At 74.0% G+C, this 14046-nt stretch carries 9 protein-coding genes and 1 pseudogene; 8 read left to right on the top strand and 2 right to left on the bottom strand.

Features of this window, described 5'->3' with window-relative positions:
* The first annotated feature begins 209 nt into the window (after positions 1-209).
* The 5 genes from ACW14Y_RS35045 (at position 210) to ACW14Y_RS35025 (ending at position 8585) form a co-directional block, all read left to right on the top strand.
* Complete coding sequence (locus tag ACW14Y_RS35045; RefSeq protein ID WP_380300183.1) at positions 210-1391, top strand: agmatine deiminase family protein; 1182 nt, start codon at positions 210-212, stop codon at positions 1389-1391.
* Between the two features lie 80 nt (positions 1392-1471).
* Complete coding sequence (gene ureA, locus ACW14Y_RS35040; RefSeq protein ID WP_456984748.1) at positions 1472-2290, top strand: urease subunit gamma; 819 nt, start codon at positions 1472-1474, stop codon at positions 2288-2290.
* Positions 2287-3996, top strand: coding sequence for an urease subunit alpha (locus tag ACW14Y_RS35035; protein WP_380300181.1), 1710 nt, complete (start codon positions 2287-2289; stop codon positions 3994-3996). Before ureA ends, ACW14Y_RS35035 begins: the two co-directional genes overlap by 4 nt.
* A 222-nt stretch (positions 3997-4218) precedes the next feature.
* Positions 4219-4668: a peptidase inhibitor family I36 protein gene (locus tag ACW14Y_RS35030; protein ID WP_380310160.1), complete on the top strand. Its 450-nt coding sequence runs from the start codon at positions 4219-4221 to the stop codon at positions 4666-4668.
* A gap of 140 nt (positions 4669-4808) precedes the next feature.
* Entirely contained in the window at positions 4809-8585 is a 3777-nt protein-coding gene (locus ACW14Y_RS35025; RefSeq protein WP_456984747.1) for an endonuclease/exonuclease/phosphatase family protein, read from the top strand.
* A gap of 93 nt (positions 8586-8678) precedes the next feature.
* Here the strand turns inward: ACW14Y_RS35025 and ACW14Y_RS35020 are convergent, their stop codons facing one another.
* The gene (locus ACW14Y_RS35020) at positions 8679-9653 is read right to left on the bottom strand and encodes a LysR family transcriptional regulator (RefSeq protein WP_456984746.1); all 975 of its coding nucleotides are present in this window, start codon (positions 9651-9653) and stop codon (positions 8679-8681) included.
* Positions 9654-9787: 134 nt separating this feature from the next.
* On the opposite strand from ACW14Y_RS35020, the gene ACW14Y_RS35015 reads away from it, so the two are divergent.
* On the top strand, positions 9788-10948 hold the full coding sequence (locus tag ACW14Y_RS35015; protein ID WP_456984745.1) for an iron-containing alcohol dehydrogenase: 1161 nt from the start codon (positions 9788-9790) through the stop codon (positions 10946-10948).
* 672 nt (positions 10949-11620) lie between these two features.
* Positions 11621-12439: pseudogene (locus ACW14Y_RS35010) on the top strand (chitosanase); the annotation flags it as partial.
* Positions 12440-12517: 78 nt separating this feature from the next.
* On the opposite strand, the gene ACW14Y_RS35005 reads toward ACW14Y_RS35010, so the two are convergent.
* A complete protein-coding gene (locus ACW14Y_RS35005; protein WP_456984744.1) occupies positions 12518-13093 on the bottom strand; it encodes a TetR/AcrR family transcriptional regulator in 576 nt (191 codons plus the stop codon).
* Between the two features lie 152 nt (positions 13094-13245).
* Here ACW14Y_RS35005 and ACW14Y_RS35000 point away from each other — a divergent pair, with 152 nt between their 5' ends.
* The gene (locus ACW14Y_RS35000; RefSeq protein WP_456984743.1) at positions 13246-13983 is read left to right on the top strand and encodes an SDR family oxidoreductase; all 738 of its coding nucleotides are present in this window, start codon (positions 13246-13248) and stop codon (positions 13981-13983) included.
* Positions 13984-14046: the final 63 nt, after the last annotated feature.

Raw genomic sequence — 14046 nt, 5'->3', positions numbered from 1 at the left:
CCTGCCCGAAGCCCCCGGCCGGACTGCTCCCGGCCGGGGGCTTCGCCCCTCCTCTCGGCTTGACTGATTTTTCAGTCAGTGCAACAGTGCAGTTCACGGCGATGCCGGACGACTCGTCCGCCGCCGGTCCGGCGCCGCACCCGGCGTTCCCCGGAACCCCGCCCCCTCGGCGCCGGACCGAACCGCTCCCAGCCCCACCGGAGTCCACCGTGTCCCACTCCCCCCTCGCCCGTCGCACCGTCCTGCGCTCGCTCGCCGGCGCCGGCCTGATCGCGCTCGGCGCGTCCGGCTGCGCCGCCGTGGACGACCTGATCGACCCGGCCGAACCCTCCTCCCCCGCCGCCTCCGGGCCGGCCGGAGGCGCTCCCGGAGGCACCCCCGGGCAGGGGCGGCGGCTCGGCGCCGAATGGGAGAAGCACGAGCGGACCATGATGTCCTGGCCCGCCTCCGAGGACGTCTGGGGCGAGCACCTCACCGCCGTCCGCAAGGACATCGCCGAGGTGGCGCGGGCCGTCGGCGAGCGCGAGCCGGTGGTGCTGCTGGTCCGGCCCGGCCAGGAGTCCTCGGCCCGCAACGCCTGCGGCTCCGACGTCGAGCTGCTCACCGTCCCGGTCGACGACCTGTGGGCGCGCGACACCGTTCCGGTGTTCGTCGAGGAGGGCGGCAAGGTCAAGGGCGTCGACTTCAACTTCAACGGCTGGGGCCGCAAGCAGCAGCACGGCAACGACGCCAAGGTGGCCCGGGGCGTCCTCGCCAAGTACGGGATCGAGCGCGTGGAGACCCGGCTGGTCGCCGAGGGCGGCTCCTTCGAGAGCGACGGCCGGGGCACCCTGCTCATCACCGAGAGCTCGATCGTCAACGACAACCGCAACCCCGGCATGACCCGCGACCAGGTCGAGGCCGAGCTCAAGCAGCTGCTCGGGGTCACCAAGGTCATCTGGCTGGCCGGCGTCAAGGGCAAGGACATCACCGACGCCCACGTGGACTGCCTGGTCCGCTTCGCCGCCCCCGGCGTCGTCCTGCTCGACCGGTCGTTCCCGGGCACCCCGCCGGACGTCTGGTCCCGCTCCGCCGACCAGGCCCGCTCGGTGCTCGACGGGGCCACCGACGCCACCGGCGCCCGGCTCAAGGTCGTCGAGCTCCAGCAGCCCGACCCCGACAAGATCACCGGGCGCGGCGACGCCTTCGTCTCCTCGTACATGAACTTCTACCTCGGCAACAAGGGCGTCTACCTGCCGCTGTTCGGTGACCCCCGGGCCGACGACCACGCCCACGACGTCTTCCGGGAGTACTTCCCCGGCCGCGAGATCGTCCCGCTCCAGATCGACACCATCGCCGGCGGCGGTGGCGGCATCCACTGCGCCACCCACGACATCCCCGCCGCCGGCTGACCGGCCGCCCGACCCCGGACACGCCCCGCACCCGCCTGCCCGCACCCCGCCTGCCCGCACCCGAGGGAGAACGGACACCCGTGCAACTGACCCCCACCGAACGCGACCGGTTGCTGATCTTCACCGCCGCCGAGCTCGCCCGCGCCCGCCGCGCCCGCGGCCTGCGGCTCAACGTCCCCGAAGCCACCGCGCTGATCTCCGACACCGTCTGCGAGGCCGCCCGGGACGGCCTCCGGCTGGCCGAGGCCGTCGCCCGGGGCCGCTCCGTGCTCGGCGCCGACGACGTCCTGCCCGGCGTCCCCGACCTCGTCACCGAGATCCAGGTCGAGGCGGTCTTCGAGGACGGCACCCGGCTCGCGGTGATCACCGACCCCTTCGGCGGCGGCGGACTGGCCTCGGACGCCCCGGGCGCCGTCCTCACCGAGGACCGCCCCGAGCCGCCGACGCGGCCCGTCCGCACCCTCGCCGTGCGCAACACCGCCGAGGTGCCGGTCTCGGTCACCTCGCACTACCACTTCTTCGAGACCAACCCGAGGCTGGCCTTCGACCGGGCCGCCGCCTACGGCATGCGCCTCGCCGTCCCGGCCGGCTCCTCGGTGCGCTTCGACCCGGACACCACGGTCGAGGTCGGCCTGGTGCCGATCGGCGGCGAGCGGGTCGCGATCGGCTTCGCCGGCCTGGTCGACGGGCCGCTGGACTCGCCCCGGATCCGGCGGGAGGCCCTGCGCCGCGCCGCCGAGCGGGGCTACCTCGGGGCGGAGCCCGACCACGGACCGGAGCACGGACCCGACACCGGATCTGCCACCGGACCCGCCACCGGACCCGACACCGGATCCAAGAACCGGCCCGGGAGCCGACGCGACAACGAACCCGACAACGGACAGGAGAACCGGCCGTGAGCCAGAGCATCGACGCCGCCGAGTACACCGCCGTGCACGGCCCGCGCGCCGGGGACCGGGTCCGGCTCGGGGACAGCGGTCTGGTCGTCCGGGTCGAGTCCGACTCCCAGCGGCCGGGCGACGAGTTCCTGACCGGCTTCGGCAAGACCGCCCGCGACGGCCTGCACCTCAAGGCCGCCGCCGTCCGGGACACCTGCGACCTCGTCATCAGCAACGTCCTGGTGATCGACGCGATCCAGGGCATCCGCAAGACCTCGATCGGCATCCGGGAGGGCCGGATCACCTCGATCGGCCGGGCCGGCAACCCGGACACCCTGGACGGCGTGGACGTCGTGGTCGGCACCGGGACGGCGATCGTCTCCGGCGAGGGCCTGATCGCCACCGCCGGCGCCATCGACACCCACGTCCACCTGATGTCCCCCCGGATCATGGAGGCCTCGCTCGCCTCCGGCGTCACCACGATCATCGGCCAGGAGTTCGGCCCGGCCTGGGGCGTCGGCGTCAACTCCCCCTGGGCGCTGCGGCACGCCTTCAACGCCTTCGACGCCTGGCCGGTGAACATCGGCTTCCTCGGCCGGGGCTCCTCCTCGCACCCGGCCCCGCTGGTGGAGGCCCTCGCCGAGGGCGGCGCCTGCGGCTTCAAGGTGCACGAGGACATGGGCGCGCACACCCGCGCGCTGGACACCGCGCTCTCCGTCGCCGAGGTCCACGACGTCCAAGTGGCCCTGCACACCGACGGGTTGAACGAGTGCCTGTCGGTCGAGGACACCCTGCGGGTACTGGAGGGCCGGACCATCCACGCCTTCCACATCGAGGGCTGCGGCGGCGGCCACGTCCCCAATGTGCTGAAGATGGCGGGCGTGCCGAACGTCATCGGCTCCTCCACCAACCCCACCCTGCCCTTCGGCCGGGACGCGGTCGCCGAGCACTACGGCATGATCGTGTCCGTCCACGCGCTCAAGACCGACCTGCCGGGCGACGCCGCGATGGCCCGCGACCGGATCCGGGCCGGCACCATGGGCGCCGAGGACGTGCTGCACGACCTCGGCGCGATCGGCATCACCTCCTCCGACGCCCAGGGCATGGGCCGGGCCGGCGAGACCGTGCGCCGCACCTTCGCCGTGGCCGGGAAGATGAAGGCGGAGTTCGGCCCGATGGAGGGCGACGGGCCGGACGACGACAACCAGCGGGTGCTGCGCTACATCGCCAAGCTGACCATCAACCCGGCGATCGCCCACGGCCTCTCCCACGAGGTCGGCTCCATCGAGACCGGCAAGCTCGCCGACATCGTGCTCTGGCAGCCCGCCTTCTTCGGCGCCAAGCCGCAGATGGTCCTCAAGGCCGGCTTCCCCGCCTACGGCGTGACCGGCGACCCCAACGCCGCCACCGACACCTGCCAGCCGCTGGTCCTCGGGCCACTGTTCGGCGCCCACGGTGCCACCCCCGCCGACCTCTCGGTCGCGTTCACCAGCCGCGCCGCCGCCGAGGCGGGCACCCACTCCCGCCCCTACGACAGCATGACCACCCGCCGCCGCCGGGTCGCCGTCCGCCACACCCGCGGCATCGGCCCCGCCGACCTGGTCCGCAACACCCGCCTGGGCGAGGTCCTCGTCGACGCCCGGCGCGGCCTGGTCACCCTCGACGGCACCGCGCTGCACTCCGAGCCCGCCCAGGACGTCCCGCTGAACCGCCTCTACTTCCTCTGACCGGTCGACACCCGGCGCCGACCCGGGCGCAGCTGACGACACCCGACCGCACCGGCTCCGACCTGCACAGACACGTCATGCAGTCAGATGACTGATGCGCCCACGCTTCCCACTCCCGCAGGCTGACCGTGCGGCGGGCCCCGACCCGGGGCCCGCCGCACGATGCGTACTGTCAACCAGCCCGGGTCCAGACCCGGGCGGTCCTGGAAAGCGAGTTCCACCGTGGCCCTGAAATCGTTCAAGTCGGCTGCCACCGTCGTCGCGGGCGCGGTCGCCGGAGCGGTCATGCTGCTCACGGCGACCCCGGCCTCCGCGGCCAATCCCCCCTACGACGGCTGCCCGGCCTGGGCACTCTGCCTGTACCAGAACGGCGGCGGCCTGGGCTCCAAGGCGATCGTCGTACCGCCGCCGGCCGGCGGCAACAACGAGATCGTCCGCCTCACCAAGGTCCACTTCCTCAACGGCGACCTCGCCAACGACCAGGTCTCGTCCTGGATCAACAACTCCCAGTGCCAGATCGAGTTCTGGGACGACGCCTACGGCGAGCTGCACCCCTCCCAGCTGGACTTCGCGTCCTCGTGGAGCTGGGGCACCAAGGGCGACTACAACGCCGGGACCAGCACCTACTACCTCAACGACCGGATCTCCGGCCTGCGCTTCTACTGCCCGTAACGGGCCCGGCGCACCCGGCGCTCCGGCGCCGTTTCGCCCCGACGCCCCCGGCTCCCGCACGGTGCCGGGGGCGTTCCGGTGCGGTCTCCCGGCCCCTCTCCCCGGGCCGGGAACACCACCACGACACGGAACGAGGTCCGATGAAACGCCTACGACCGGCGGCCGCGCTGCTCTCCGGCCTGCTGCTCTCCCTCACCCTGCCCGCCCTCTCCGGCACCGTCCTCGCCCCGGCGGCCGGGGCGGCCCCGGTGGCCGCCGTCACGGCCGGCCCCGGCGCGGAGGGCCCCGACCTGAGCTACGCCAACCGGACCGGCCCTCCCCCCGGCATGCCGGACTGGTCCCGGGCCGGGTACCGGGGCGGCCTGCCGCTGCCCGACGACGGCAGCCTGACCGACGACCCCGCCTGCCGGATCACCCCGGACCGGCTCGCCTCCCAGTACGCGGTCCGGCCGAACGACGGCGTCGACGACACCACCGGCCTCCAGCGCGCGATCGACGACATCAAGTCCGCCTGCTCGCCGGGCGCCAACTTCGACCGGCTCTCGCTGATCTCCCTGCCGGCCGGCCGGATCGACCTCTCCCGGCAGATCTACGCCGACGCGGACTACCTCGTGCTGCGCGGCCAGGGCTCCGGCGACGGCGGCACCCGTCTGGTGTTCCGGCCCGACCTCAACACCCGCTACGACACCCTGGTCAACGGCCGCTGGGACCAGGACAGCATGAAGGCGGGCAGCGGCAGCGACGTCGGCACCGGCGGCTGGATCTGGCCCGGCCGAGGGCTGTTCCGGGTCCAGACCCGGGACATCGCCGAGCGCTACCAGGACGACTGGGCGGCCGCCCCGGCGAACCGCAAGGACATCTTCGAGGGCAGCGTCAACCAGCACTGGGCCTCCGGCATCAAGGTCGGCGCCCAGGCCGCCGACCCCGGCTGGGCGGCCCGGCAGGGCCAGAACCTGGTGCAGCTGGACGCCAAGGCCGACATGAAGAAGTTCGCCCTCGGCGGCTACGTCTGGGTCGGCGCGGCCAACAGCGTCAAGTTCTACGAGCAGCAGGGCGTCTCCGACCGCAGCCAGATGGACAACCTCCACATGCGGCAGCAGATGTTCCGGCTCACCGCGATCGACGCCTCCGCCCGGACGGTCACCCTGGACCGCCCGCTGGAGTGGGACCTCCCGGTCGACTCCACCTCGGACGGCTCCACCGCGCTCGGCGACAAGCCGTACCCCAGCAAGGTCACCCCGCTGAAGGTGGTCCAGGGCGTCGGCTTCGAGAACTTCGCCTTCACCCAGGACATGACCGGCCTGCCCAAGCTCGGCGGCGGCAGCTACAACCTCACCCCCGCCCAGGCCGTGCACAACTACGGCAACATGGCACCCGAGTACGCGATGCACGGCATCGTCTTCAAGTGGGCCGCCAACGACTGGGCGCGCGGGCTGAAGGCCGAGATGACCGGCTCGCACCCGATCGTCACCGAGGACGCCCGCAACCTCCAGATCGAGCGCAACAGCTTCGACGGCGCCTGGAACAAGGGCAAGGGCGGCAACGGCTACCTGCGCGGCAGCCGGGTCTGGGACTCCCTCTACGCCTACAACCTCAGCCGCAACCTGCGCCACTTCACCTTCCAGTGGTCGGCCAGCGGCAACGTCGCCTTCCGCAACGACCTCGACTCCGACCTGAACCTGCACGGCGGGTGGGAGCACAACAACCTGTTCGAGCAGAACACCCTGCGCGTCCCCTACGAGCACCGCTCGGGCAGCTGCGAGACCAACTGCGGCGGCGAGGGCGGCGAGATCGACGAGGGGACGTGGTACCCGATCTGGTGGGCGGCCGGCCCCAAGGCGGTCAAGTGGTCCGGCTCCTCCGGCCCGCAGAACGTCTTCTACAACAACACCATGGTCAAGCAGACCACCCCCGGCGGCGCCTACCTCCCGTACGCGCCCTACGGCACCGGGAGCGGCACCGCCTACCAGTTCGGCTCCGCCAACGGCGCGCCGAGCCGGTTCCAGCCGCTCGCCCAGGGCGGCCAGGCCATCCCCGACTGGGGCGGCCGGGAGACCCTCGACTACGCCGGCCAGGGCGTCGTCCCCACGGATGTCGGCAAGCGGCCGTCGCTGTTCCTGCGGGACACCGGCGGGCTCGACCCTCGCGCCGGCAACCACCGCAAGATCGTCACCTGGAACATGCAGGGCGCGGGCTCCGCAGGCGGGACGGGCGAGGACTCCTCCTCCTACGAGAACAAGTACACGCTGGGGGTGAACCAGCTGGCGCTGCAGAACCAGGCGGACGTCATCGCCCTCCAGGAGGCCGGCGCCCCGCCCAGCGGCGCCACGTTCTCGCAGGACATCCCGCAGAACCCGCCGGTGTTCTTCGACTGGATCGGCCGCACTCCCCCGGTCCGCGAGTACCGCTACGGGGGCACGGCCGCCAGGCCGCAGAGCTACCTGTACTGGCTGCACACGGACACCGACCCGCGCACCGAGACCGGGCGGGTCAACCTTGCCCTCATGACCCGCTACCAGGTCCCGTCGCAGGACGTGTACGTCATCGAGGCCGGGGTGGACAGCGGCTCCCGCGGCCGGCCCGCGCTCGGCGTCAACGTCGACGGCGTCGTGTACTTCACGGTGCACGGCTTCTCGGGGAGCGGCGGCGACGACCCGGGGCTGCTGCGGAACATCCGGCAGCGGATGGCGACCGCGGGCCCCAACGGGACCCCGCTGCCCTGGATCGCCGTGGGCGACTACAACCGCGCGCCGCTGCCCCCGGCCGACCCGAACACGCGGGACACCTCGCTCGCCACCGCGGTCGCCGGCGAGTTCACGGTGCACGCCCCGGCGGTTCCGACCCATCCGACCGTCCGGCGGCCGAACTCGACCACTCCGGACCGCGTCCTCGACTACGCGGCCGTCCCCGTCGGCGGCGCGAACCCCACCGTCCTCGGCATGAACCGGGTCGACACCATGCTGCTGTCGGACCACTACCCCGTCGTGATGGATGTCGGCAACCTGCCGAACCCGCCGCGGGCGTCCCAGTCGGTGACGGTTCCCGTGCAGGGCCCCACCGTGCTGCGCAGCGCCGCGACCACCAATGTGGCCGCCCCCGGCAGCAGCACCCACGCGGTCAGTGACCAGCCGATCAACCGGGCCGGAATCCAGACCCAGGTGTTCAACCTGTTGCCCGACCCGGAGTACAGCGGCTTCTACCGCCTGCACTACGCCAACGCGCCCTACGCCGGCCGCTATCTCGGCCAGGAGGGCGCGGCCCGGGACGCCCGGACGGTGCTGTGGCCGAACACGGCTCCCGACCAGCTCTGGCAGCCGGTTCCCCAGGGCGACGGCACCTGGCTCCTGCAGAACTACGTCACCCGCCAGTTCCTCACCGACCTCGGCCCGGGTCTCGGCATCGTCGGCCGGGACCAGAACGGCTCGGCCGGCCAGCGCTGGTTCCTGCAGACCCCCCAGGAGAGCACCGCGCTCACCGAGATCGTGGCGACGGACTCCGGCGGTTCGACCCCGGCACTCGCCGTCGACGATCTGGAGACCGCGCCCTACCCGGTCTACCTGGCCCCGGACGCGCACAGCGACCATCAGCGGTTCAGCACCATCGCCGCAGGACCGGGCGGCGACAACAACTGCTTCTACCTGGTCTACGGGCGCCAGTACGCCAACTCCACGGCGGCCCACCCCGGGACCCCGCAGAACGGCGACTCCGTCACCATGGGCGACTACCGCCCCAATGACAGCGGCTACCTGTGGTGCAAGACCGCCGACGGCCCGAACGGGACCCTGCTGTCCAACTTCTCCAGCCCCTACGAACACCTCGACCTGACCCGCAGCACGACGGTCGACACCGTCACCATCACCCGCCCCGGAGCCGGCACCGCCCGCCTCCACTGGCTCTTCCGCCCGGTCACCCAGTAACGGACCCGGCCCGACGCGGACGGCGGCCGCGGTACCCGGTTCTCCCGGGTACCGCGGCCGCCGTCCCGTGTCCGGCCCGGTCGGCCCGGGGCCCTACCCGTCGCCCCGCGGCGGGAGCAGCTCGGCGGCGCGTTCGGCGACCTCGTGGTGCAGGGCGTCCCGGACGGCCCGGACGGCGGGGTGGGTGACGGCCTCGCGGCGGACGGCCAGGGTGATCGGGAGCCGGATGTCGACCTCCCCGGGCAGCAGCCGCCGCAGTCCGGCCCGGTCGGCGAGGAAGGCCGGCAGCACGCCGACCCCCGTGCCCAGCCGGGTAGCCTCCACCTGGGCGAAGACATTGGTGGAGGAGAACGCCGGTGTGCAGCCCGGCAGATGGCGTTCGATGTCGAGATCGCCGACCTGCAGCATCGACTCGATGTAGAAGACCAGCGGGTGCTCCCGCAGTTCGGCCACCGAGGCCGGTGCCGCGCGCCGGGCAAGATACTCGTCACCGGCGTACAGGCCGAGGGCGTAGTCGGTGAGGTGCTCGGTCACCAGTCGGCTCCGGGGCGGCCGGCCGATCGTCAGGGCGAGGTCGAAGCCCGCCGGGCGCAGCGGCAACTCCCGCGTCGCGGTGATGAGTTCGATCTGGAGCCGGGGGTGGCGGCGGCGCACCCGGGCCAGGGCCGGGGTGGCGAAGCAGGTGCCGAACCCGTCGGGGGCGCTCACCCGGACGGTGCCGTGCAGCGACGGCGGGTCCTGGCCGGACACCGCGTCCACGACCCGGACCAGGGCGTCCTCGATGGTGCGGGCGCTCTCGGCGACCGCCCGGCCGGCGTCCGTCAGCACCCAGCCCTCGGTGCCGCGTTCCATCAGCCGCACGCCGAGGCTCCGCTCCAACGCGGTGATCCGGCGGGACACCGTGGTGTGGTCCACGCCCAGCGCGTCGGCGGCGCTCACCAGGCGCCCGGTGCGGGCCACGGCGAGCAGATGGCGCAGGTCGTCCGCGCGCAGGTCGCGCGGCTCGGGCCCGCCGGGGCGCTCCGCCGCCGCCGGGGTGTCTTCAGCAGGGCGGGGGCGGGGGCGCATCGACGCAGCCTATCTGCATTTCCGCACACCCCCTCTGCGCGATTGGCGGTTGAACGCACACCGCGGGGGCGGCAGAGTCGGACCAGCCCGCCCGTACCGGGGGCCACCGTCCTCCCACCGCCGAGGGGTTGCCCGTGGTTGCCAGTCTGTCCCTGCCCCGGATCCTGCGCATCGGCCGGGGCGCGGCCGAGGAACTGGGCGCCGTCGTCGCGGGCCTCGGCCTGCGGCGTCCGCTCCTGGTCACGGACGCGTTCCTCTCCGGCACCGGCGCCGCCGAGCGCCTGCTGGGGATCCTGCGCGGCGCCGGACTCCACCCGGCGCTGTTCGACGGCACCGTGCCCGACCCGACCACCGACTCCCTCGTCCCCGGCCTGGAGGCCCTGCGCGCGCACGGGGCGGACTCGGTGATCGGCTTCGGCGGCGGCAGCCCGATGGACACCGCCAAGGCCCTCGCCCTGCTGGGCGTGCAGGGCGGCGGGATGCGCGACTACAAGGCGCCGCACGTCAACCTCGGGCCGGCCCTCCCGGTGATCGCCGTCCCCACCACCGCCGGCAGCGGCTCGGAGGCGACCCAGGTCACCGTCATCACCGACAGCGCCACCGACGAGAAGATGATGTGCCTGGGCCCGGCGTTCCTGCCGATCGCCGCCGTCGTCGACATGGAACTGACGCTCTCGATGCCGCCCCGGCTGACCGCCGACACCGGCGTCGACGCGCTCACCCACGCCGTCGAGGCCTACGTCAGCCGCAAGTCCGGCCCCTTCACCGACGGCCTGGCCCTCACCGCGATCGCCACCATCGGCCGCCATCTGCGCCGCGCCTACGCGGACGGTTCGGACGCCGCGGCCCGGGAGGCGATGATGCTCGCCGCGACCCAGGCCGGCATCGCGTTCTCCAACTCCAGCGTCGCCCTGGTGCACGGCATGAGCCGCCCGATCGGCGCCCACTTCCACGTCGCCCACGGCCTGTCCAACGCCATGCTGTTCCCGGCGGTGACCGCCTTCTCGGTCCACGCGGCGCCCGAGCGCTACGCCGACTGCGCCCGCGCCCTGGGGGTGGCGACCACCGCCGACCCTGCGGCGGCCGCCTCGGCGAAGCTGGTCGACGCCCTGCACACCCTCTGCCACGACCTGGACGTCCCCACCCCCCGCAGCTACGGCATCGACCACGCCGCCTGGACCGGGCTCACCCCGCTGATGGCCGAACAGGCCCTGGCCTCCGGCTCCCCCGCCAACAACCCGGCCGTGCCGACCGCCCCCCAGATCGAGGAGCTGTACGCCCGCGTCTACGCCTGAGCCTGAGCCGGGGCCGGGGCCGGTTCCCGTCCACCGGAGGGCGCCCGGGAGCACGGCCCCCGGTGGCTGAACCCCCGTACCGCCCGGGTCCGTTCCTCTGCTCGACGACAACCCGCGGACGCCGGTCCGGTCCGCGGGGACCTGCGCGACGGGCAAGGGGCGGACAGCATGGCGGAGCAGCGCGGAGCGATCGGTCGGACGGTCAGGCGGCGGGCGGGCATCGCCGCGCTCGTCGTGGGCGGCCTCGGCGCGGCGGTGGGCGCCGCGGCCCTCACCGCGGGCGGCTCGGCCGATCCCGCGCCGGCCGCCGCACCGGCCGCCGCACCGAGGCCGTCCCGCCCGGCCGTCCCGACCACCGGACCGGCCGCCGACCCCGCCGTCGCGCCGCCCGTGGCGGGATCGCCCGCCGGGACCCCGAGCGCCTCGCCCCTCGCCGCCACCGGCGCGACGGCGACGGCCGCGCCGAAGACGGCCGGGGGCGCCACCGCCGTACCGGCCCCCGCCGCTCCGGGGGCGGGAACCGGTCGACCGGCCACAGCCGCGGCCCGGGCGCCCCAGCCCGGCCCCACCACCGGCCGCACCACCGCCCCCGCCTCCGCGCCCCGGGCGCCGGGCGCCTCCGGTCCGGGCACCCCCGCTCCCGGCGCCCCGGCCGGACCCGACCAGGGCGCCCCGCCGGCCCCCGCGACCGGCGGAAACCCCCCTGCCCCCGGCACCCCCGCTCCCGCAGTCCCCGCCCCCGTCCCCCAGCCCCCCGGCCCGGCCCCCGTCGTGGACGGCGCCGGCCTGGACAACCCGCGGTTGAAGGACATCGCCCAGCAACTGGTCTCCAGCGCCGAGAACTCCTCGCTCGACTGGCGCGCCCAGTACACCTACATCGAGGACATCCACGACGGGCGCGGCTACACCGGCGGGATCATCGGCTTCACCTCGGGCACCCACGACATGCTGCAACTCGTCCGGCACTACCGGGCCCTGAAGCCGGACAACGTGCTGGCCCGCTACCTCCCGGCCCTGGAGAAGGTCGACGGTTCCGCCTCGCACGCCGGCCTGGACCCGTCCTTCGTCGCCGACTGGCACCGGGCCGCCCAGGACCCGGCCTTCCAGCGGGCCCAGGACGACGAGCGCGACCGGGTCTACTTCGACCCGGCCGTCGGCCAGGCCAAGGCGGACGGCCTGCGCGCCCTGGGCCAGTTCATGTACTACGACGCCATCGTGATGCACGGACCGGGCAGCGACCGGCTCAGCTTCGGCGGCATCCGCGCCGCCGCCCTCGGCAAGGCCAAGCCGCCGTCCCAGGGCGGTGACGAGACCGCCTTCCTGAACGCCTTCCTCGACGCCCGCCGCGCGGCCATGAAGGCCGACCCCTCCCACCAGGACACCGGCCGGGTCGACACCGTCCAGCGCGTCTTCCTCAAGGCCGGGAACCTCACCCTGGCCACGCCGCTGCGCTGGACCGTCTACGGCGACTCCTACACCATCCGGTCCTGAGCCACCGACACCGGCAGCGTCACCGGCACCGGCACCGGCACCGGAACGGGTCGGCACGGACCCACGACCGGCACGGACTCACGGCCGGACGGCGAGCCCGTCCAGGGTGAGGCCGAGCAGCCGCTCCGCCTGCGGGCGGCGCTCGGCGCCCGCCGAGGTGAGGGCGATGCCTTCGAGGGCGGCGGCGAGGTCGGCGGGGCCGAGGTCGGTACGGATCACCCCGGCGGCCGCGCAGGCGTCCATCAGCGTGGCGACGGCGTCCCGGACCATCTCCCGGCTGCGACCGTAGGGGCTCGCCCCCGCCTCGGCGACGGCGCGCAGCGCGTCGATCATGCCGTACTTGGCCGTGACGTAGTCGAGGAAGAGGTGGGTCCAGGCGCGCAGGGCCTCCATCGGCGGATGCTCGGCGAGCAGCGCGGGCGCCGCCTCGCACAGCCGGGCCACCTCGTTCCGGTAGACCGCCTCGACCAGGGCCTCCCTGGTGGGGAAGTTGCGGTACAGGGTCGCGCTGCCCACGCCCGCCTCCTTGGCGACGCGCTCCATCTGCGCGTCCAGCCCCTGCGTCGTGAACACCCGCACGGCGGCGGCCAGGATCTTCTCCCGGTTGCGCCGCGCGTCGGCCCGCAGCGGGCGCTGGGTCCCGTCGTCCGTCACCGTTCCTCGTTCCTTCCTCGTCCCGTCCCGGTCCACCGGTCGGATTGCCAAACGGGGGCGCCCCCACTTAGCCTTCGGGAAAACGGGGGCGTCCCCGCTTTCACTCTACGTCGGCCCACCACCGGCGCACACCCAGGAAGGGAAGGCCGGCCATGTCGGGAATCCGGGGCAAGGTCGTCGCGATCACGGGTGCCAGCAGCGGCATCGGCGAGGCGACCGCCGCCCACCTCGCCGAACGCGGCGCCCTGCTCGTCCTCGGCGCCCGCCGCGAGGACCGGCTGAACGCGGTCGTCGACCGCATCACGGCGCGGGGCGGCACCGCCACCGGCGTCCTCGTCGACGTCACCCGCCGCGAGGACCTCCGACGGCTCACCGACACCGCCGTCGACCGGTTCGGCCGGCTCGACGTGCTCGTCTCCAACGCGGGCACGATGGCCGTCTCGCCGTTCGACGAGCTGCGCCAGGACGACTGGGACGCCATGGTCGCGACCCACGTCACCGGCCTCCTCAACGGCATCGCGGCCGCCCTGCCGCTCTTCCGCCACCAGCGCTCCGGGCACTTCGTCACCATCGGCTCCACCGCGGCCTACACCGTCAAGTCGCCGCAGGGTGTCTACGCGGCCACCAAGACGGCGGTGAAGGTCCTCACCGAGGGGCTGCGCCAGGAGTCGGGGCCCCACCTCCGGGTCACCCTCGTCTCCCCCGGCTTCACCCACACCGAGGGCATCGGCAAGGGCGCCGCCCCGGAGATCGCGGCGGCGATGGTCAGGCAGCGCGACGAGATCGCCATGCCGCCCTCCGCCGTCGCCGCCGCCGTCGGCTTCGCGATCGAGCAGCCGGAGGGGATCGACGTCGGCGAGATCGTGGTCCGGCCCACCGCGCAGGCCTGACCGCGCCCGCCCCAGGACCGCACCCACCGCAGGGCCGCGCCGATCGTCCGGATCGGGCGGCCC

Source organism: Kitasatospora sp. cg17-2, from assembly GCF_054031055.1.
Note: the sequence above shows the minus strand (reverse complement) of the source record. Positions and strands in the feature narration are given on the sequence as shown.

Excerpts from the sequence above, each read along its gene's own strand:
- ACW14Y_RS35000 (WP_456984743.1), top strand. The coding sequence starts at position 13,246 with ATGTCGGGAATCCGGGGCAAGGTCGTCGCGATCACGGGTGCCAGCAGC.
- ACW14Y_RS35025 (WP_456984747.1), top strand. The coding sequence starts at position 4,809 with ATGAAACGCCTACGACCGGCGGCCGCGCTGCTCTCCGGCCTGCTGCTC.
- ACW14Y_RS35020 (WP_456984746.1), bottom strand. The coding sequence starts at position 9,653 with ATGCGCCCCCGCCCCCGCCCTGCTGAAGACACCCCGGCGGCGGCGGAG.